The organism is Microbulbifer aggregans, assembly GCF_001750105.1.
Taxonomy (GTDB): domain Bacteria; phylum Pseudomonadota; class Gammaproteobacteria; order Pseudomonadales; family Cellvibrionaceae; genus Microbulbifer; species Microbulbifer aggregans.
This window is the reverse complement of record NZ_CP014143.1, coordinates 1,772,873-1,793,012: the sequence shown is the minus strand read 5'-3', so window position 1 is coordinate 1,793,012 and position 20,140 is coordinate 1,772,873. Positions and strand designations below refer to the sequence as shown.

General features: G+C 60.2%; 16 protein-coding genes. 7 read left to right on the top strand and 9 right to left on the bottom strand.

The annotated features are described in order from the left end of the window. Positions 1-121: 121 nt before the first annotated feature. The 5 genes from AUP74_RS07850 to AUP74_RS07830 form a co-directional block, all read right to left on the bottom strand. The gene (locus AUP74_RS07850) at positions 122-1,315 is read right to left on the bottom strand and encodes a pyridoxal phosphate-dependent aminotransferase (protein ID WP_069947093.1); all 1,194 of its coding nucleotides are present in this window, start codon (positions 1,313-1,315) and stop codon (positions 122-124) included. Between the two features lie 187 nt (positions 1,316-1,502). Beyond that, entirely contained in the window at positions 1,503-3,680 is a 2,178-nt protein-coding gene (locus tag AUP74_RS07845; RefSeq protein WP_069947092.1) for an autotransporter outer membrane beta-barrel domain-containing protein, read from the bottom strand. Between the two features lie 145 nt (positions 3,681-3,825). Next, on the bottom strand, positions 3,826-5,289 hold the full coding sequence (gene phrB / locus AUP74_RS07840; protein ID WP_069947091.1) for a deoxyribodipyrimidine photo-lyase: 1,464 nt from the start codon (positions 5,287-5,289) through the stop codon (positions 3,826-3,828). Continuing rightward, on the bottom strand, positions 5,286-6,236 hold the full coding sequence (locus AUP74_RS07835) for a MerR family transcriptional regulator (RefSeq protein ID WP_069947090.1): 951 nt from the start codon (positions 6,234-6,236) through the stop codon (positions 5,286-5,288). The genes phrB and AUP74_RS07835 overlap by 4 nt, the downstream gene beginning before the upstream one ends. Before the next feature lie 81 nt (positions 6,237-6,317). Then, positions 6,318-7,295 carry a YbgA family protein gene (locus AUP74_RS07830; RefSeq protein ID WP_069947089.1) on the bottom strand — a complete coding sequence of 326 codons (978 nt, stop codon included), beginning with the start codon at positions 7,293-7,295 and terminating at the stop codon, positions 6,318-6,320. Between the two features lie 220 nt (positions 7,296-7,515). On the opposite strand from AUP74_RS07830, the gene ydiJ reads away from it, so the two are divergent. The 3 genes from ydiJ to AUP74_RS07815 all read left to right on the top strand — a co-directional run bounded on the left by ydiJ (position 7,516) and on the right by AUP74_RS07815 (position 12,253). Further along, positions 7,516-10,581, top strand: a complete 3,066-nt coding sequence (ydiJ, locus tag AUP74_RS07825; protein ID WP_069947088.1) for a D-2-hydroxyglutarate dehydrogenase YdiJ — start codon at positions 7,516-7,518, stop codon at positions 10,579-10,581. A 58-nt stretch (positions 10,582-10,639) separates the two neighbouring features. Further along, positions 10,640-11,311 (top strand): tetratricopeptide repeat protein, encoded by a 672-nt coding sequence (locus AUP74_RS07820; RefSeq protein ID WP_069947087.1) that lies wholly within the window; start codon positions 10,640-10,642, stop codon positions 11,309-11,311. Positions 11,312-11,848: 537 nt separating this feature from the next. Continuing rightward, a complete protein-coding gene (locus tag AUP74_RS07815) occupies positions 11,849-12,253 on the top strand; it encodes a 3D domain-containing protein (protein WP_069947086.1) in 405 nt (134 codons plus the stop codon). A 95-nt stretch (positions 12,254-12,348) separates the two neighbouring features. Here AUP74_RS07815 and AUP74_RS07810 read toward each other — a convergent pair whose 3' ends face one another. Both AUP74_RS07810 and AUP74_RS07805 read right to left on the bottom strand, forming a co-directional pair. Then, a complete protein-coding gene (locus tag AUP74_RS07810; RefSeq protein WP_069947085.1) occupies positions 12,349-12,819 on the bottom strand; it encodes a hypothetical protein in 471 nt (156 codons plus the stop codon). A gap of 428 nt (positions 12,820-13,247) precedes the next feature. Continuing rightward, the gene (locus AUP74_RS07805; RefSeq protein ID WP_069947084.1) at positions 13,248-13,508 is read right to left on the bottom strand and encodes a baseplate wedge protein 53; all 261 of its coding nucleotides are present in this window, start codon (positions 13,506-13,508) and stop codon (positions 13,248-13,250) included. Positions 13,509-13,711: 203 nt separating this feature from the next. On the opposite strand from AUP74_RS07805, the gene trhO reads away from it, so the two are divergent. Beyond that, on the top strand, positions 13,712-14,710 hold the full coding sequence (trhO, locus tag AUP74_RS07800) for an oxygen-dependent tRNA uridine(34) hydroxylase TrhO (RefSeq protein ID WP_069947083.1): 999 nt from the start codon (positions 13,712-13,714) through the stop codon (positions 14,708-14,710). A gap of 33 nt (positions 14,711-14,743) precedes the next feature. Here the strand turns inward: trhO and apbC are convergent, their stop codons facing one another. Then, a complete protein-coding gene (apbC, locus tag AUP74_RS07795; RefSeq protein WP_226999915.1) occupies positions 14,744-15,892 on the bottom strand; it encodes an iron-sulfur cluster carrier protein ApbC in 1,149 nt (382 codons plus the stop codon). A 173-nt stretch (positions 15,893-16,065) separates the two neighbouring features. Here apbC and metG point away from each other — a divergent pair, with 173 nt between their 5' ends. Both metG and AUP74_RS07785 read left to right on the top strand, forming a co-directional pair. Further along, complete coding sequence (gene metG, locus AUP74_RS07790) at positions 16,066-18,108, top strand: methionine--tRNA ligase (RefSeq protein WP_069948760.1); 2,043 nt, start codon at positions 16,066-16,068, stop codon at positions 18,106-18,108. Between the two features lie 109 nt (positions 18,109-18,217). Then, positions 18,218-19,159 (top strand): D-2-hydroxyacid dehydrogenase, encoded by a 942-nt coding sequence (locus tag AUP74_RS07785; RefSeq protein ID WP_069947082.1) that lies wholly within the window; start codon positions 18,218-18,220, stop codon positions 19,157-19,159. Here AUP74_RS07785 and AUP74_RS07780 read toward each other — a convergent pair. Continuing rightward, entirely contained in the window at positions 19,156-19,518 is a 363-nt protein-coding gene (locus AUP74_RS07780; RefSeq protein ID WP_226999914.1) for a hypothetical protein, read from the bottom strand. The two genes, AUP74_RS07785 and AUP74_RS07780, sit on opposite strands and share 4 nt — an antisense overlap. Positions 19,519-19,825: 307 nt before the next feature. Between AUP74_RS07780 and AUP74_RS07775 the strand changes: the two genes are divergently transcribed. Next, positions 19,826-20,110: a DUF883 family protein gene (locus AUP74_RS07775; RefSeq protein WP_069947080.1), complete on the top strand. Its 285-nt coding sequence runs from the start codon at positions 19,826-19,828 to the stop codon at positions 20,108-20,110. The last annotated feature ends 30 nt before the right edge of the window (positions 20,111-20,140 follow it).

The following is a 20,140-nucleotide window of genomic DNA, read 5'->3' as shown; positions in this document are numbered from 1 at the left end:
GCTGTTTCTTCTACAACAGAAAAGGCAAGGATAACGGCAATCGACAGATGTCGAAACAGGGGCGCCCACAGCAGCCGCGGGCGCAGCACCTCATTGCCACATCAATAACGGGAATCCGCGATCAGCCCGCCTGGCGATTGTCGCTGGTCACGAAGTGCTCGATACGATCCAGCGCACGGCGCAGATCGGCTTCGTCTGCCGCCAGAGTCAGGCGCACATGGTTGACCGCGCTGGGACCGAAGGGCGCGCCCGGCAGTACGGAGACCCGTTCGGCATCCAGCAGTGCAGACGCAAAAGCTTCCCCGGATTCCGCCACCTGGGACACATCCACCATCACGAACATGCCAGCATCCGGCGCATAGCAGCTGAGGCCGGGCATATTACTGATGCGCTCCACAATCAGTTCGCGACGCTTTTCATAGGCCGAACGCATCTGCTCCACGAAGTAACCGTCAAACTCAAGTGCAAACGCCGCCGCCTCCTGGATGAACTGCGGGCAGCCGAACATGGTTGCACCGGCCCACTGGGCCAGCCGCTCCACCAGCTCTCCCTGGGCAACGGCCCAGCCGAGGCGCCAGCCGCTCATGGCGTGGGACTTGCTCAGTCCATCGATCACAACCACGTTGTCCAGATGCTCGGCCGCCGTGCGCAGGGAAGTGTGACGACGGGCAAAAGTGATCATGGAATACATTTCATCGCTGACCAGCCATACGTCGCGTTCGCGACAATAGGCCGCCAGCTCCCGCAGCTGCTCCGGTGTTGCCATGGCACCGGTGGGGTTCACCGGGGTATTGATCATCACCACGCGGGTCTCATCGCCGATGGCGGCCTTGATGGACTCCACGTCGAAGGCGAAATTGTCTTCCGCCGGGCAGGCGACTCGCTTGACGTTCAAACGCAGGGCATCGCAAATGGGCACGTAGCCGATATACATCGGCTCCGGAATCACGATTTCCTCTTCCGGGTTCAGCAGGCAGGCCAGCACGGAATAGATCGCATTGGTGCCGCCGGGGAATACCACTACGTCATCGGCGCTACAGGGATGGGGGGAAACCTTGCTCTCGATGGTGGCGATGGCGCGGCGCAACACCGGCTCGCCGGCGTCGGGGGAATAGTGGGTGCGGCCGACACCGAGGCGTGCGCGGGTATAGTCGAGAATGGGTTCGGGGGTATCGAAGTTGGGATCACCTACACACAGAAAGATGACGTCCTCACCCTTGTCGGCCAGCTCGTGGGCTCGCGTGCTGACCGCCCAGACATCGGCGTCGGCTCGGTTGAGGGCTTCACTCGGCAGGCTGAACTTTGGCTTGAACATCTTCACTATCCGGTTGTTATCGATACTGCCTAACTTAACAACCGCGCAGGTAATTGATGCCCGATCTCGAAGCGGATTTCGCATTCCCCCGGCTTTTTTCCGGTCCATACCGCAGAAAATTCTGCGCCAGGGGCCTGGCGACTGTCCTTACCCGGGCAGTCGCGCCGGACCAACTGAACGGGCGTAATCAGAACCGGTAGCTGAAGTTCAGTCCCCCAAGTGTATCCTCCGGGCGCACCAGCACCGTGCCGCTCACCTGCAGCTGATCGGTAATATTAAGCCCCACCATGGCACCGCCACCGTTCTGGAAATAACCCGAGTTGCGGCTATCGTAGGCCGCCAGGTTGGCATTGTTGCCGCGAATGGACTTGATGCCGATATTCACGTCCTGTTGGTCGTCGCCGTCATTGGCTTCCACCCAGACTTCACCGAACCAGCGCCAGTCGGCTTCCTCGGGCGCGTTATAGAAAAAGCCCGCACGGTAGCGCCAGTACTCCCGGCTGATGCCGCCAACCCGCAGCCCGATAGGATCGACTGTCTGCCCATTGATGGCACTGATATAGGTCAGGTCGGAGTTGGCGCGCTCGGTGAAGCGATCTGCATCCACATCAGTCCAGGCCACCGAGACAAAGGGACCGATCTGGCAGGGCAGTGCCGGCGCCGTGTCGAAGCCACCGCGGACAAACACGCTACTGGCATCGCCCTCGGTACTCGCCTGGATCTGTGTCGTGTAAGGACCGAGATAGATGTGGCGATTGACGTCATCGTAGTCGATGTCGCTGTAGGTCAGGCCACCGTCCACAAACCAGCGCTCATCATGCCAGCGGGCCAACCAGCTGAAATTCACGTTATCCGCTTCCAGCGACCAGTCCCGCGGACGGTAATCGGAACTGCTATACGAAAGTGCCAGTGCCCACTCGAAATTGTCGGTGGCATTGAAGCTGAGGCCGAAGAAACCGTCCCATGCATCGTCGTTATAGTTAGGCGCCGGACCACCACCGAGCTCCGTCGTGGACCAGGCGGCGCTGAAAAATACCGTGGTGGTGGGCTCGCGGAAACGCTGCGACAGCAGGTGCTGATCGATATTCGATTGGTGGGCGCGGGTGTTCTGGTAGCCCAGGTCCGGCAGGATCGCGAACCCTGCGGGAGCGCTCAGCACGGAGTAATAGTAATCGCCGAGCACTTCCTGTGCTGCCAGGGTTGGATGCACACCGTCGTTGAAATAGAGCCTGTCGGCATTGGGGGCACTGCCCACTTCACTGAACACCGGATCCGGATTGGCGCATCCACCAGCGCTGTAACAGGTCGCGGCCTGGTCGATATCGGCAAAGCCAAACAACCCCGGACGCTCCAGCGCCAGGGCCGCAAATCCCTCAGTGTCCAGAATCAGCACGTTTCCAACAAACAGCAGCTGGCCGCGCAGCTCTTCGTTAAACAGTGCTGTGCCTGAGTTTGCTGCGGAAACCGCGGCCGGCCCCAGGTCATTCATCAGTGGCGTATTGCCAACCCGCGGCACGTTGGAAACCACCACATACTTGGCACCGGCAGCGCGCAACTCTGCCGCAGCGGTGACGAGAAAATTGGCGGCGCGCTCCATGGTCGCAGGGCTGATGGTACCGGCAATGGTATTGGCGACGATATCGTTGCCACCGCCATTCAGGTAATAGAGCGTGTCACGGGAAACGCTGTTGCGCTGCAGATATCCCTGCCCCAGGGCATTGGGCACGCCGGTGAGACCGATACCGTTATTCGGATCATCCACCAGGGCCTGCAGGGCCGCCGGGTTGCCAAAACTGGAGACTGCGGCGATCAACTCTGCCGGTGGCAGATAAGGGCTCTCCCCTGCAGCAGGATCGCACACCCCGTCTTCGCCGCAGCGGGTTGAGTCCGGCAATATGGTGGTCAGACTGTTGTGATCGGCCACCGTGGTGTCGGGAAACAGGGAGACAAAACGCTGTGGTCCGACGACGTCCAACAGCACATCCGCCGTGCGATTGCCGCCGACCGCCCAGTTGCTGCCATTGGTCAGCACCGAGCCGGTAATCTGTGCCACCTGCTCTGCCACCGTTCCCGCCGCCGGATAGCAGGGGACCGCACCGCCAAAAGCCGGGCCCAGGCCAAAACAGGAAGGAGTCAGGGGCTCGAGCCCGAACCGCTGCGCGGTGAAACTGATCGCCGGCTGGCGGGGTGTCTCACCATCAGGATCGTCACTGGTAAAAATCCCGGCGTTGCCGCTGTCCGAGAGGGAGTCCCCGAAGACGACAAAGTTGCGGTAAAGCCCGGTGGTGACACTGTCGGCAACGACGCTCGCCGATGCGGATGCCAGTGCCACCGCCAGGCTGATGGATCTTGCCGTGAATCCCATAATGCACTCCTTTGCACTGGTCGCGATTGGGCAAGTATAGACAGCGAACTGGTCAAAATTTCTGCAGCGTGCGATCACTGGAGTTCTCTGCCCTACAGATGCCAGACGGTCGAGTGTGCCGTTGTCAATTAAGCTGTCGTAATCACTAACCCTTCAGGTCGGCAAATGCTTCGATGGCTTTTTTGCGCGTCTCCTTTACATCACAAATAGGCGGCGGGTAACCCTCGGTGGGTGGCGGGCAGTGCACCTCTTTGTCGCTGAGTTTTTTTAGCTGTGGCAGAAAATGACGAATAAATTCGCCGTGACGATCAAACTTCTCCGACTGGCTGTAGGGATTAAACACACGAAAATAAGGCGCCGCATCCGTGCCGGTCGATGCCGCCCACTGCCAGCCGCCATTGTTGGAAGCGAAGTCGCCGTCAATCAACTGATTCATGAAATAGCGCTCGCCCCAGCGCCAGTCGATCAACAGGTTTTTCGTTAAAAACGAGGCCACTACCATACGCAGGCGGTTGTGCATCCAGCCGGTTTTTTCCAGCTGCAGCATGGCCGCATCGACGATGGGCACACCGGTCTTGCCCTTGCACCAGCGACGGAACGCCAGTTCATCGCCAGACCAGGGCACGCCCTCGGTCTCGGGCTTGAAGGGTTTGTGTTTGCAAAGTCGCGGATATGCCACGATCAGATGGGTATAGAACTCGCGCCAGATCAGTTCACTGAGCCAGCAGTCGATGCCCTCACTGCCACCTTTCCAGCGACCGCGGTTACATTCCAGTGCCATGTGCACGCACTGACGCACCGAGAGCGCCCCGGCATTCAGGTAGGGAGAGAGCTTCGACGTGCCATCGATGGCCGGATAATCCCGCTCATCCTCGTAGGCATCGATGTTTTCCTCGAATTCCCGCAATCGGCGCAAGCCCGCTTTCTCCCCAGGTTCCCAGCCGAGGAGCTTGCCATCTTTTTGCGCCACCGCGTCGTAGCCTGCCACTGTGGCAGGAATTGTCTGCCGCAGGTTTTCCTCTGCCTTCACCTGTAACCAGCTGGGCCAGTCCGCAGGTTCCCGCTTTCGCGGCGCGGGCAGTGGCGAGAAATCCCCCCCACCACACTGGTCGATAAAGGCCCTCTTGAAGGGCGTGAAAACCTTGTAGGCGTCTCCACTGTTGGTCTTGATCGCGCCCGGAGGGACAAGGGTTCTGTCGGTGCTGTATTCGATCGGGATATCAACCTGCTTGAGCGCTTGTCGCACCGCCTCGTCCCGCTGCCGCTCGTTGACCGGGTACTCCGCATTGGCAAATACAGCGCTCACCTCGAGCTTTCTCGCGATCTGGGCCATCGCTTCTGGCACCTGGTCGAAGCGCTTCAGCTCGAGAAAGTAGAGGGGGATATTCCGCTCACCCAGGGACTCCTGTAATTCGCGCAGGCAGGCGAGACGGAATGCCACCAGGTTGTCGCCCTCATCGTGACTCTGCCAGGTCTCCGGGCAAGCGATATAGACGCCGGCAATCGAGTGACAGGCCTGGACGGCCCGGTGCAGCGCCGTATTGTCATGAACCCTGAGATCGGTGCGGAACCAGACCAGCCCGCGCTCGTGCTCGAACCTGTCACTCATGAGAATTGCTCCCGCAGTTGCTGCAGTACCTCGGTGCTGTTACCAGACAACAGCCGGTTCGATCCCGATTGCGTTAACCGGCGCAGATCCCGCTGTTGCAGTTCAACAAAGCCCCCGGCGAACCACAGGGGCCCGCGCAATCCCCTGCGAGCGCGCTCAAGCCCACTACCGAGAATTGCCATCGGCAGGGCGTGATGGCTGTAGCAGAGCACACCATCGATATGCAGGCTCTTTTCGGCAAAGGCCAACTCGCCCAGTTCCACCTCCGGCGCCAGTCCAATCACTTCAAACCCCAGGTCCGTCAGCGCCGCCTCAAACAACTGGGCAAATACCGCCTGCTCGCTGCCCGGGAAGGTGAGCAATAACAGCCGCCCAATGGCCGGGCCACGTTTGCGATTGCGCCGGGCCGCGCGCAGGTTTACCGCCAGCAATTCGTTCAGGTGACGCCAGAACAGGGCCTGGGTGACGCTATTGCCAAAACGATGTTGGCGGCTCAACTTGCGCTGCAACGGCGCCAGCCAGCGATCCAGCAACAGGGGTAAAGGGTAAGCGGAGAGCAGCTGCTCCAGGTGTCGCTCCAGTTCCGCCGGGCTCAGGCGCTCAATGATCGCCAGGGTATCTGCCACCAGCTGCGCCCAGCTGTCTTCTGCCGGGGCGGGTTCACCCGGCTTCTCCAGCAACGGTTTTACCTTGCCGATCGCCACTCCGCGAGCGAGCCAGGACTGGATATCCCGAATCCTGCTCACGTCACGCTCGCTATAGAGGCGATGACCCTTGCCCGTCCGTCCCGGTATCAACAGACCGTAACGGCGTTCCCAGGCCCGCAGGGTTACCGGGTTGACGCCGGTTCGCTGGGCGACCTCCCCAATGGTCAGGTTAGTTTCAGCCGACGGCGCAGCAACCTGCTTGTCCGTCTCGCTGTGCGTCTGTGTTTCTGCTTCAGACACGGTTTTTCATCTCCACAAAATCTTTACTGCCGCCTGGAAGACCAGGCACCCCGGGCGGGCAAAACCTTTACCAGCCACCGGCTAGTGAAAATCGCACAGACCCATTTCCGCCGGTTCTGCCGCCAGCAGCATCTGGTTGTGAATAAAACTGTGGGGCGTGCGGGGCAGATAGTGGCGCAGCAGGGTCAGTACCGCCGAGGCCGGCTTCAGCCCGCGGCGGTACTCATCGATTAATTCCGTGAGCTCCGCCTTCTCCTCTTTGCTCAGGTAACCCTTGAGGTGCCCCTGGCTGTGCATCAGCGCATTCGTCTTGTCCTTGCGCGTGGCCATGTGGGTCAGGATTTCCATCATGCGCGCACGCACCTCCAGCGCCAGCTCCTCATGATCGCGTCCTTTTGAATTGGCCAGCACCTGACCAAGGTCGCGGGTTTTCTGCTGGTGGTGGGCGAGCAACAGGTACTTGTAGGCGGTGAAGAATTCGATAATGCGCGCAGGGCGCGGATCTTCATGCACGTAGCGGAACCAGGCGTCGTAGGCGAATACCTGGGTCAGGAAATTTTCGCGGATCTCGTTGTTGTTGAGCCGCCCCACTTCCTCCATCGGCATGTCCGGGAAACGCTCCCGCAAGCGCTGGGCGTATACGCCCATGCCGTCACTGTCATGCCCGTGACCATTGGGCAGGTAGCGACGGATCCCCTTGAGACCACAACTGGGGGAGTTCTGCATAAAGATGTAGCCGCGCACCTGCTGTAACTCTGGCACCACGCTATCGGCGTATTCCCTCAATGGCTCGGTGACATCCAGGGTCGGATCATCCACCCCCAGCACCCGAATCTCCGCATCCGCAGACGGATCGCTTTTCACCAGGCGGATGGGCTGGCGTGGCACTCCCATTCCGATCGCCACTTCGGGGCACAGTGGCACATACTCGAATACCCGACCCAGAAGCTGGGTACAGACTTTGCTGTGCTTGTGGCCACCGTTGTATCGAACCGGGTCACCCATGGCGCACTGGCTGATGCCCACGGGGATCTTGTCGGTCAGCAACTCAATCTTCATCGCCCTTGTACACTCTTTGAAAGCTGTACAAGGTTTATAACCTCACACCCAAACTTATACAAGAATTAATCTTGTATAACGCAGGTCGGTGTCGCCACTTTAGACTGACCGCATGTCAGCCCCGTCACTGTCCTGCTGGCGACAGTGACCGGGAGACCCGCTTGCGCCACACTACGCCACCGCTACAATGCCAGACCTCCTGTGAGTCACGGAAAACCCCATGATCCCAGCACTGCGTGAAGTCGATCCGGTTCAGGCCCTGTACCTGCAGTTTCTGAAGGCCCTGCGCGACGCGGGCTTTCGCGGCGACCTGAGCCCCACCTATGCAAGCCGCACGGTGCTGGCCACAGACAACTCTATTTACCAGGTGCTGCCACAGGCAGTGGTCTACCCGCGCGACACCCATGACCTGCAGCTGCTGGGGGAACTGGCGGAGCGGGAGGAGTTCCACCAGGTGGTCCTCTCACCCCGTGGCGGCGGCACCGGAACCAACGGCCAGTCACTCACCGACGGACTGGTCGTGGATATCTCCCGGCACATGAACCGGATTCTCGAGATCAATGCCGAGGAGCGCTGGGTACGGGTACAGGCGGGCGTGGTCAAGGATCAGCTGAACGCGGCACTCCAGCCGCACGGGCTGTTCTTCGCGCCAGAACTCTCCACCAGCAATCGCGCCACCATCGGCGGCATGATCAATACCGACGCGTCCGGGCAGGGTTCCTGCGTTTACGGCAAGACCCGCGACCATGTGCTGGAACTCTCCACTGTTCTGCTGGGCGGTGCCCTGTGGCACTCCAGACCGGTCGGCGAGCGTGAGCTGGCGGAAATCACCGCCCGTGACGACCGCGCTGGCCGCGTGCATCGCGCCTGTGACGAGATCGCCCGGGACAAGGCGGCGCTGATCGAGCAGCGCTTTCCCAAGCTGAACCGCTGCCTGACCGGTTATGATCTGGCCCACCTGCGCGAGGGCGAGGGAGACTCGGCGCAATTCAATCTGAACAGCGTGCTCTGCGGCTCCGAGGGCACCCTCGGCTTTATCGCCGAAGCCAAGCTGAACGTATTGCCGATTCCCAAGTGCGTGGCACTGGTCAACCTCAAGTACGACAACTTCCAGGATGCCCTGCGGGATGCCAAGGACCTGATGGCGGCCGGCCCCACCTCTATCGAAACCGTCGACAGCAAAGTGCTACAGCTGGCCATGGGTGACATCGTCTGGCACAGCGTCAGTGAATTCTTCCCCACCGATGAGCGCGCCGTGCGCGGCATCAATCTGGTCGAATACACCGCGGATTCCGAAGAGAAGCTGGAAACCGCCCTGCAGGGATTCACCAGCCTGATCGATAGTGCCGTCGGCCAGCCGGGCAAGAGCTTCGGTTACTCCGTCGCCCGCGGGCACGGCGAGGTCAACCGTATCTGGGCCATGCGCAAGCGCGCGGTTGGCCTGCTGGGCAATGCCGAGGGTGAAAAGCGCCCTATTCCCTTCGTCGAGGACACCTGTGTACCCCCGGAACACCTTGCGGACTTCATCGCCGAGTTCCGTGCAGTGCTCGATGAGGCTGGGCTGCAATACGGCATGTTTGGCCATGTCGACGCGGGCGTGTTGCACGTGCGCCCGGCCATCGACATGAAGGACCCCGCACAGGCCGCCATGGTCCGGCCCATTACCGACAAGGTCGTGGCCCTGACCCAGAAATACAAAGGCCTGTTGTGGGGCGAACATGGCAAGGGGGTTCGCTCCGAATACGCACCGGAATTCTTCGGCGAGCTGTACGCGGAACTGCAAAAGGTCAAGGCGGCCTTCGACCCCCGTAACCAGCTCAACCCGGGCAAGATCGCCACTCCCAGCCGCGCCTCCGGATTGCTCAAAGTGGACGGGGTAGCTACCCGTGGTGAGCGCGACCGGCAAATCCCGGTACAGGTCTGGGAGGGCTATAGTGAAGGAGTCCACTGTAACGGCAACGGCGCCTGCTTCAACTGGGATCCGGACTCCGCCATGTGCCCGTCATACAAGGCCACGCGGGAACGGATTCACTCGCCCAAGGGGCGCGCCTCGCTGATGCGGGAATGGCTGCGGCTGCTCAGCGCCCGCGATGTGGACCCGGTAGAGGCCAGCCAGAAATTCCGCGAACAGTCCTTCTTTGTCGGCCTGCCAGGGCGCATCAAGAATTCCCTCGCCTGGGCCCGTGGCGAGTACGACTTCAACCACGAAGTCAACGAAGCCATGCAGGGCTGCCTGGGCTGTAAGTCCTGCGTCGGACAGTGTCCCATCAAGGTAGACGTGCCGGAATTCCGCGCCAAGTTCCTCGAGCTCTATTACAGCCGCTATCTGCGGCCGCTAAAGGACTATTTCGTCGGCGCGCTCGAGTTCGTCATTCCGCACCTGTCCCGTGCCCCGCAGCTGTATAACTGGCCACTGAAACTGGCGCCGGTCCGCTGGGTGATGGAGCGAGGACTCGGCCTGGCGGACAGCCCCGAACTGTCGCGCAAGAGCCTGCGCGACGAAATGGAGGAGCTTGGCGTGCCTGTCGCCCGACCCGCCTGCATCGCGGCGCTGGGCCCGGAGCAGCGCAGTCGCGCGGTCATCCTCGTCCAGGACGCGTTCACCAGTTATTTCGACGCCCAGGTAGTGGCAGACACCCTGCGTCTGCTGAAGCAGCTGGACTTCTATCCGCTGGTGGCGCCCTTCCGCGCCAACGGCAAACCCCTGCATGTGCACGGGTTCCTCGGCCAGTTCCGCCGCGTAGCCCAGTCCAACAGCGACATGCTGCAGGAACTGGCCGCCAGTGGCATTCCCCTGGTGGGTGTCGACCCCTCCATGACGCTCACCTACCGTTCCGAGTACCGCAAAGTGCTGGGCGAAGGCGCCCCCGAGGTAAAGCTGCTGCAGGAATGGCTGGCAAGCCAGCGCGAACACCTGGAGCGGCAGCGCCCGCGGGTCATCAGCGGCAGCTTCCGCCTGCTGCCCCACTGCAGCGAGCAGACCAACGCCACAGCCTCCCTGCGGGACTGGCAGGCGATTTTCGCGGCACTGGGGCTGGAACTGACCACCGAGAGACTCGGCTGCTGCGGCATGGCCGGCACCTACGGGCACGAGACCGCTAACCGGGAAACCTCCCGCACCATCTTCCAACAGTCCTGGGCACCGCGGCTGAATGGCGATAATCAGTCACTGTTGGCCAGCGGCTATTCCTGTCGCTGCCAGAGCAAGCGCTTCGCGGGTGTGACATTGCGCCATCCGCTGCAAGGATTGCTGGCACAAATGGCCGATTCGCGGTTTACTGAGTGATGTGCCCCCGGGCGCGAGGGAAGCGCGTCCGGCAAAACTCAATACCGTGTTTAGAGCTATGTCGAACCTCCTCAAGCCCCTGATCTTCTGCGCAGTCATGCTCGCCCCCACTGCCTTCGCTGCGGAATCGGCCCCTGATCTGGTGGCGGAAGCGGAGTCCCTGGCGATGGAGGGCGATTACGATGCCGCCCTGCCCCTCTACGAGCAGGCAATCGCCGCCCTGTCGGACGAGCCCCGCGAGCAGAACAACCTGCGCTACCGGTATGGCATCGTACTCAGCGCCCTCGGCGGCGAGCTGCGGCCAGACCTCTACCCCCTTGCCCGGGCGCAATTTGAATCGGTTCTCGACTTTCTCGACAGCGGCGAGACCCTGACCCACTCCCCCGCCCGGGTACGCTCGGCGCTGGCACATACCTATCACCAACAGGCAGCAACAGCAGAGGGCGGCAAGCAGGCGGATCTGCTCCGCAATGCCTACTTTCTTTACCGGGGCGCCCTTTCTGATCTGGCAAGCCGCAAGGAATGGCACAACCTGGCCATCACCTACTTCAACCTCGGCCAGGTTTGCGAGTGGCAGGGCAACCTGGTGGAAGCCGTCGACTGGCTGGAAAAGGCCGTGGACCTGGATGCCGAGCACGGCTTCGCCGACCTGGAAGAGGATCGGGCCTACCTGCTGGCACTGCGCGAGCAGCTGAACCCGCCCGCCAGGGCCACGACCACCGCCCTCTGACCTGCCGCGATCTCCCCAAAGACATCGCTGACAATGTGCGATGACACCGCTGACATGCCTTCATCTCCCCAAAAACCTCGGATATTTCACCCGGGTCGCCCACTCTGCCCTGATTTTGACTTTAAAGTCACAAATAACTTGGGGAGAATTTTTTACTTTTGAGGCAAGGGTTAGAAACCGGATTTCCAACCGCCAGCGGAATTTTTTAGGAAGACATCGCTGTCATTACGCTCAGGCGACGGCGGATTCGATTTCTCCTATGACCGGCAACAGCTGATCATTTATCAACCAAATCCGTATTTGAAAGAATGATTTCCCCTACTCCCCCCGCAAATTGAGATGGCTTGCCATTCTCTGGCCAAAAAACGCGCACCCGGTCGAACCTGCATCTCCGGCGCAGAAAAATTTGATAACCCGGCCACGACCCGTAATATAGCGACCACTGTTCAAATATTGATCAGTTATTTCCAAAAGTACTTGGAAGCTTCACAAGCAACTCTTGGCTTGTGACCGTTTGAATCTCGGAGGTATCGGGACATGTTGAAACAGACTCTGCGCAATTGGGTATTTTTTGTAACAGCCGTTCTGGCCGGCTCTCTGAGCCTGAACGCGTCTGCGGCAGTGGAAAAGACCATGACCGTTCACGCAACTGCTTACAACTCAGTGCCCGGCCAGACTGATGACGATCCTTGGGTAGCTGCCTGGAACAACCGCCTGCGCCCGGGTGACAAGGTCATCGCCGTATCCCGCGACCTCGAAAAGCACGGCCTGACTAACGGCGCCAAGGTAAAGATTGAAGGTCTGCCCGGCACCTACACCGTCCGCGACCGTATGAACAAGCGCTTCACCAACCGCATCGACGTGTGGATGGAGAAAGACATCAAGAAAGCCCGCAAGTGGGGTAAGAAGAAACTGAAGATTGTCTTTAAGCCGGTCAAGTAACCGACACACGAAGGGAACAACCCTAAAAACCGCGGCTAACCGCGGTCTGAATGCCCCGCCTCCGAGCGGGGCTTTTTTTTGCCTGCCGATTGCCCCTAGGGTTCGACTTCAGCGTCGACTCCGGGCAGTTCCCGACATTCACTGTGCCCCAGATGGAAAAGCTCCGGCCGGTACTGGGTGCTGTAGCGGTGTTCCAGTCCCCGTTCGCCAAAAAGAATCAGATAGGTATCGCGATTCCAGCCCCCGGGCCCGCGGTACTCGCTGAGCCACAGCAGAGCAGACTGCCCCTCATAGCAGCGTCCGTAAAAAAAGCGTGTTTTTTCAACCAGCGCTTTGCTCTGGTAATCGCGATAATTTCCGGGATAGGTATAGCGCGCCGCCGGCTCGGAAATTCGCTGCACAAAGCCTGTGCGGGGTGCGATCTTGCGGACATACAGCGCCGTGTTTTCATCGCAGCCGATACAGTGCCGGCCGGCAATAAGGGCGAAGCCACGTAGCTCGGCCAGTAGGCGCGCCTCCGCTAGCCCCGTTTCCAGTATCCGCTTGTCCGCAAGAGTGACCGGCACCGCATATGCCGTCGGCAATGACAAAAAAAACACAACGAAGGTTGAGCGCAAAGACGCAAACCGGGGAAATTGAGAGGATAGAGTCATGGATCGCGGAACCGCTCGCTGATGCCAATTGGTGCCGCCGAAAACACAAACTCCTGGTGTTTCCGGGCGGCACCGCGATTGGGTCGTGTGCTGTCACACTGTCGCGATTCCCTTCACTCTTTAACCATAGCAGGGATTGTCAATGGCGCCTGGCGGTTTACCGCAAGCCGGGCCGCTTGGTCCCATAAAATGGCAAATAGAGATAGGGAGAGGAAGCAGGGGAACAAAAGGCCCTGCCGCATGCGGGGCCTGGCGATCAATACCGCAGCAAAAGGGAAGACCTTCCGGTCGTTATAACCAGAGCGGAAGCGGGTCTGGGGAGGGACCAGACCTCCACACAGTTACCAGCTCTCGTCTTCTTCCTCGACCGGGCCGACAAAGGTCTCGATTCCTTCGTCACGCAGAGCCTCTAGGGCCTCTTCCAGGGCCTCCTCCTCGGAGTCGAAAGGGTCTTCCCACACCGTGGAGTTTTCATCTTCGTCGACGATTTCCAGCAGCCACGCACCTTCGCCATCTTCATAGATATCGATCTGGACGGTGACATCCCCCTCCTGATAAGTCCGGCTCAGGGGAGACTCTTTGGGAACAAACACTTCTTCCATGGGAACAGCCTCGCTGTGGGCAGGGGGTAAAGTTGACGCAACTTTGACAACTTGCGGCCCACTGGTCAATAACAAGTCGCTGTCCAATAAATGTACGACAAATCCTTTCCACTAGGATAAAATGCGCGGCGATTTTCGCTCCCGGCCCCTGCCGGGGATCTGTTTGCCCCGGATTTACGCTCCGGCCCGCAAGAGGTAAAACCATGAATCCGATCGTAGTCTGTGCGCTGTACAAGTTCGTCTCACTGGACGATTTTGAATCGCTGCGCGAACCCCTGCTGAATGTCATGCTCAAAAATCAGGTCCGTGGCACCCTGCTGCTGGCCAAAGAGGGCATCAATGGCACCGTTGCCGGCTCACGCGAAGGCATCGACGCGCTGCTCGCGCACCTGAAATCCGACCCGCGTCTGGCGGAGCTGGATTACAAGGAATCCTTTACCGAGGAGATGCCGTTCCTGCGCAGTAAAGTGAAGCTCAAGCGCGAGATCGTCACCATGGGTGTGGAGGGCATCGACCCCCGCCAGACCGTCGGCACCTACATCAAGCCGCAAGACTGGAACGCACTGATCAGCGATCCCGAGGTGCTGCTGATCGATACCCGCAACGACTACGAATACCAGGTCGGCACTTTCGAAAATGCGGTCAACCCGAAGACCGACTCTTTCCGCGAGTTCCCTGAATATGTAAAGGAGCACCTGGATCCGGAGAAACATAAAAAGGTGGCCATGTTCTGCACCGGCGGTATCCGTTGCGAGAAATCCACCGCGTTTTTGAAGGAACAGGGCTTCGACGAGGTCTATCACCTGCAGGGCGGCATCCTCAAATACCTGGAGGAAGTGCCGAAGGAAGAGACCCTGTGGAAAGGCGAGTGCTTCGTGTTCGACGACCGGGTCACCGTGAACCACGACCTGGAGCGCGGCAACTATCAGCAGTGCAACGCCTGCCGGATGCCGGTTACAGAAGAGGAAATGCAGTCGCCGAAATTCGAGCAGGGGGTCAGCTGCCCGCACTGCTACGACAAGGTGTCAGAGGCCGATCGCGCCCGCTACCGCGAGCGTGAGAAACAGATCCAGCTGGCCAGGCAGCGCGGTGAACAACACATCGGCCACGATGCCCGCGAGATCACCGCAGCTCGCCGCCGCGAGAAGTACGAGCAGCGTCGCCAGCAGGCCGAGCAGGCCCGCAAGGCCCAGTCAGCCTGACCCTCTGTTCTTCAGGGCCGATGTCGGGATTGGTCAACCAATCTCGATGGCCGGCCCGGCGCCCTCCTCGGTACTGAGCCAGATTTCCGCCGCCGCCCGCCGGGCGATTTCACGATAGCTCTCCGCCACTTCGCTCTCCGGATCGGCGATGACACTGGGCAGACCGCGGTCGGTGCCCTCGCGGATCGACATGGCCAGCGGCAACTGCCCCAGCAGGCCGGTGTCGTAGTCCGCGGCAATCTTCTCACCACCACCGCTGCCGAACACCGGCTCGGTGTGCCCGCACTGGCTGCAGGTGTGCAGCGACATATTCTCCACGATGCCCAGCACCGGCACCGACACCTTGCGGAACATCTCCACCCCCTTGATGGCATCCAGGAGCGCCAGATCCTGCGGGGTGGTGACGATTACGGCCCCGGCCAGGTGGGTCTTCTGCGCCAGGGTCAGCTGGATATCCCCGGTACCCGGGGGCATATCCACGATCAGGTAGTCCAGTTCCTCGCCGTTACCGCACCATAGTGTCTGGGTAAGGATCTGGTTGAGGGCGCCGCTGGCCATCGGGCCGCGCCATACCGCCGGGGTATCCTCGGTCAGCAGGTAACCGAGGGACATGGTCTTGAGTCCGTGGGCCTCCACCGGCAGAAAGAACTTGTGCTCTTTGACTTCGGGCCTTATCCCCTCGGTACCGAGCATGGTGGGCAGACTGGGGCCGTAGATATCCGCATCCAGCATCCCCACACTGGCACCCTCGGCAGCCAGTGCCAGCGCCAGGTTGACCGCGGTCGTGGACTTGCCCACACCACCCTTGCCCGAGGCGACGGCGACGATATTCTTCACCCCGCGCAGGTGCTCCGGCACATCACCTGCCTCAGTGGTGGGTATCTCGCAGAACAGCTCGAACTGCAGGTGCGCCTCTCCCAGTGGACCGCCACGCAGGGTCGGCATGCAGGCCTCCTGTACCCGCTCGCGCCAGTCATCCTCCTGGCTGACACAGGGGTACCCGAGGCTGATACCCACCAGCACGGTGCCGTCCTCGTAGCCCACTTCGATATCCGCATCCAGTTCATCCAGTATCCTGCCGGTGGCCGGATCGTGCAGGCTGCCCAGGCACTCCGCCAGACGCTCCAGTTCCGCCTGTGCGCCTTCTGGCAGGTCGCCGTGATGATGCTCGTGTTCGCTCACGTCACTATCCCCTGTTCCGCTCTCAGTCAAAATTTGGTGCATTGTGCGGGATGCCCCGCGCCAGTGCCAGCGCCGCCCGGCGGGTGCCGCGCAGGCCCCATATCTGCTATATTCGCCGGTCTTTTCAGGGGCCGCCCGAGGGCGGCCGGAAACTGTCTGTCATGGAAAAATCGATGTCCGAATCGCGCCCCCAAGCCCGTAACATCCTCGTCACCAGTGCACTGCCCTACGCCAATGGCTCCCTGCACCTCGGGCACATCCTGGAGTACATCCAGACCGACATCTGGGCCCGCTTCCAGCGTGCTCGCGGCCACAACTGCCTGTATATGTGCGCCGACGATGCCCACGGCACCGCCATCATGCTGAAAGCCGAACAGCTGGGCCTGACCCCGGAGCAGCACATCGCCAATATGCAGGCGGAGCACGAGCGCGACTTCGCCGACTTCCTCATTGGTGTGGATAACTATCATTCGACGCACTCCGATGAAAATCGTGAGCTGTCGGCGATGATCTATAAGCGCCTGCGGGACAACGGCCACATCGCATCACGCACCATTACCCAGGCATTTGACCCGGAAAAAGAGCTGTTCCTCGCCGACCGCTACATCAAGGGTACCTGCCCGCGCTGTAAGACGCCGGACCAGTATGGCGATAACTGCGAGGCCTGTGGTGCCACCTATAGCCCCACCGAGCTGATCGATCCGGTTTCCGCCATTTCCGGCGCCACACCGATCGAAAAGGAGTCCGAGCACTTCTTCTTTACCCTGCCGGAATTCACCGACTTCCTGAAGCAGTGGACTCGCTCCGGCACCCTGCAGAGCGAAGTGGCCAACAAACTGTCCGAGTGGTTGGACGAAGGCCTGCAGGAGTGGGATATCTCCCGCGACGCGCCCTATTTCGGCTTTGAAATTCCCGATGCGCCAGGCAAGTACTTCTATGTATGGCTAGACGCGCCGATCGGCTATATGGCCAGCCTGAAGAACTACTGTGACGCAAAAGGCCTGGACTGGCTGGACTACTGGAAAAAAGACAGTGACGCCGAGGTGTATCACTTTATCGGCAAGGACATCGTCAACTTCCACGCCCTATTCTGGCCGGCCATGCTGGACTCCGCCGACTTCCGCACCCCTACCAAGGTGTGCGTGCACGGCTTCCTGACCGTCAACGGCAAGAAGATGTCCAAGTCCCGCGGCACCTTCATCAATGCGCGCAACTACCTGGATCACCTGAACCCGGAGTACCTGCGTTACTACTTCGCCGCCAAACTGACCGGCGGCGTGGATGACCTGGACCTGAATCTCGAGGACTTCATCGCCAAGGTGAATTCCGACTTGGTGGGCAAAGTGGTTAACATCGCCTCCCGCACCGCCAAGTTCGTCAGCAAGTCCGGCGGCGTACTTGCCACCGAACTGGCCGATGAGGCTCTGTGGAACCAGTTTGTGGAGGCAGCTCCGCGCATCGCCGATTTTTACGAGAGCCGCGAATACGCCCGCGCCATGCGCGAAATCATGGCCCTGGCCGATGCCGCCAATGCCTGGATCGCCGACAAGGCGCCCTGGTCCCTGGCCAAGGAGGAAGGCAAGGAGGAGGAAGTGCTGGCGATCTGCTCCCAGGGCGTCAATATGTTCCGCGCGCTGATCACCTGGCTGGCGCCGGTGCTGCCGGAGACAGCCAAGAAAGCGGAAGCCTTCCTCGGCACCGAGGTCGACTGGCATTCTGCTACTACTCCGCTGGCCGGCCACACCATCAACAAGTTCAAACCGCTGATGCAGCGGGTCGAACAGCAGCAGGTGGACGCGATTCTGGAGGCGGCGAAGGAGTCGCTGGCGCAACTGCAGGCGGAAGCGGCAAAGCCGGCAACCGGCCCTCTTGCTGACGACCCCATCGCCGACGAGATCCAGTTCGATGATTTTGCCAAGGTCGACCTGCGCATCGCCCTGATCGCCAATGCCGAACATGTGGAGGGCGCAGGCAAACTGCTGAAGCTGACCCTGGACCTCGGTGGTGAGAGCCGCCAGGTATTCGCCGGCATCAAGAGTGCCTACAACCCCGAGGATCTGATTGGCAAGCACACCGTGATGGTCGCCAACCTGGCCCCACGCAAAATGCGCTTCGGTGTCTCCGAGGGCATGGTGCTGGCAGCCGGTCCCGGCGGCAAAGACCTGTGGATTCTGGAGCCCCACGCCGGCGCACAGCCGGGCATGCGGGTAATGTAACCAGCAGCACACCGAAAAAGGGCGGACATTGAGTTCGCCCTTTTTATTTGATCGCCCGATAAGGCGGCGCAGGGAAAAGCAAGAATATTAAGAAGTGGAGGCAACGGCGATGCGCGGCGTTTTTCTCGATACCCTGACCATGAAACCGGAAGAACTCGATACCAGAGCACTGGAATCGAGCCTCGATCACTGGGACTTTTATGAAGCGACTGCACCGGAGCAGGTCGCCGAGCGTATCGCCGAAGCCGACGTGGTCATCACCAACAAGGTAGTGCTGGATCGCGAGCTGATCGACGGGGCCGGCAAGCTCAAACTGATCTGTATCTGCGCCACCGGCACCAACAACGTCGACCTCGAAGCGGCCGCCGAGCGCGGCATCCCGGTGCGCAACGTACAGGGCTACGCCGGTGCCTCGGTACCCCAGCATGCACTGGCTCTGATACTGGCCCTGGCCACCCGGCTGCACCAGTATGATCGCGACGTCAAAGCGGGGCAATGGAGTAACTCGCCGGTGTTCTGCATGCTGGATTACCCGGTGATGGAGCTGGCGGGAAAAAATCTGGGCATTGTTGGCTACGGTGATCTCGGCCGCAGGACCGCAGAGCTGGGCAGAGTCCTGGGGATGAATATTCTTCTGGCGGAGTCCTTCACCGGCGAAAAGAAAGCGGGACGTATTCCGCTTGAAGAGCTACAGGCCAAGGCCGATGTCATCAGCCTGCATTGCCCACTGTCAGAGCAGACCGACAAGCTGGTGAATCGAGAATTTCTAGCGAAGCTGAAACCCGGGGCACTGCTGGTCAACACCGCCCGCGGCGGACTGATCGATGAACCGGCCCTTGCCGAGGCGCTTCGCAGTGGCAAGCTGGGTGGCGCGGCACTCGATGTGCTGAGCGTGGAACCCCCGCCGGAGGATCATCCACTATTGCAAGATGATATTCCCAACCTGATCATCACCCCCCACTGCGCCTGGATCAGCCGCGAGAGCCGCCAACGGTTGCTCGATGGCGTGGTCAAGAATATTTGCGACTGGCGCGCATCAGGCACTCGCTAATCTCTCTCATTATTCGTATCCGGCATGACTCCCTCCACTGTATCCGCGGGAGCCGATTGCCGCTCGCAGTTCCAACCCCATCCCGCCTGCTTCTCGGCAAATTCACGTGCGCGGGCCTCACAGAAGCCCGCCTCATACTGTGACTGCCACAGCGTCTGACTACCAGAGGGCTTCGTATATTGCACCTCACAGGGGAGCCCTGCCGGAGGGTTCACCTGGATTACCTCGATAACCCGTTCGCTGTTTCCCAGGCGACAAACGTAACGCTCTTGTGCAACTAAAGGAGCACTCAACAGCAATAACAGCGCACTGAAAACCCCGGTAACCTTGGGTGCACAGAGACTGAAAACCTTCATCACCTGCTCACCTCTCTTTCGTTCATTAATTCACTGGTAGATTTCACGGCGCTTTCGATCAACTTTCGATCAGCGTTCAATCAATCGCCGCACACGCACTGTAATGTGACTCACTGCCAGATGACGATGGAAGCATCGAGCGCGAACTGCCTTAACCTGCTCCGATGACTGCCCACAGCGTCATATTCTCGGCCGACGATGCAGGCTTACCAGTCACAAACCTTTGATGTCGACACGGCTTTTCCCCGTGGGATCCGCCAAGCGCGACTCTACGATTCCCCCACAGTCAGAAAACTGTGGAGGTGATCTCATGGCAAGCGTAAAACCATCGTCAAATTCGTCCAGCAAGGAAAAGCTGCACCAAGCCTATAACCTGGCTGGTGAAGCTGCCTCTGACACTGCATCGCACATCAGGGAGCAAGCAGCCAATAAAGCGGCACACCTCAGAGACCGTGCACGCTCTTCCGTAGAACGCGGCAAGCACCGCGCTACCGACATGGAACACCGCCTCGAGGAATCGATCCAACGTCACCCTCTGGTCAGTGTTGGCTGTGCCTTCGCCGCCGGCTGGCTGATTTCCAAGATTCTGAAATAACGGCTGAGTTACAGGAACCGACTACACATC

Coding starts and splice junctions, on each gene's coding strand:
- metG (WP_069948760.1), top strand. CDS start 16,066: ATGTCCGAATCGCGCCCCCAAGCCCGTAACATCCTCGTCACCAGTGCA.
- AUP74_RS07820 (WP_069947087.1), top strand. CDS start 10,640: ATGTCGAACCTCCTCAAGCCCCTGATCTTCTGCGCAGTCATGCTCGCC.
- AUP74_RS07850 (WP_069947093.1), bottom strand. CDS start 1,315: ATGTTCAAGCCAAAGTTCAGCCTGCCGAGTGAAGCCCTCAACCGAGCC.
- AUP74_RS07805 (WP_069947084.1), bottom strand. CDS start 13,508: ATGGAAGAAGTGTTTGTTCCCAAAGAGTCTCCCCTGAGCCGGACTTAT.
- AUP74_RS07830 (WP_069947089.1), bottom strand. CDS start 7,295: ATGAAGATTGAGTTGCTGACCGACAAGATCCCCGTGGGCATCAGCCAG.
- AUP74_RS07845 (WP_069947092.1), bottom strand. CDS start 3,680: ATGGGATTCACGGCAAGATCCATCAGCCTGGCGGTGGCACTGGCATCC.
- ydiJ (WP_069947088.1), top strand. CDS start 7,516: ATGATCCCAGCACTGCGTGAAGTCGATCCGGTTCAGGCCCTGTACCTG.
- AUP74_RS07775 (WP_069947080.1), top strand. CDS start 19,826: ATGGCAAGCGTAAAACCATCGTCAAATTCGTCCAGCAAGGAAAAGCTG.
- AUP74_RS07815 (WP_069947086.1), top strand. CDS start 11,849: ATGTTGAAACAGACTCTGCGCAATTGGGTATTTTTTGTAACAGCCGTT.
- trhO (WP_069947083.1), top strand. CDS start 13,712: ATGAATCCGATCGTAGTCTGTGCGCTGTACAAGTTCGTCTCACTGGAC.
- phrB (WP_069947091.1), bottom strand. CDS start 5,289: ATGAGTGACAGGTTCGAGCACGAGCGCGGGCTGGTCTGGTTCCGCACC.
- AUP74_RS07785 (WP_069947082.1), top strand. CDS start 18,218: ATGCGCGGCGTTTTTCTCGATACCCTGACCATGAAACCGGAAGAACTC.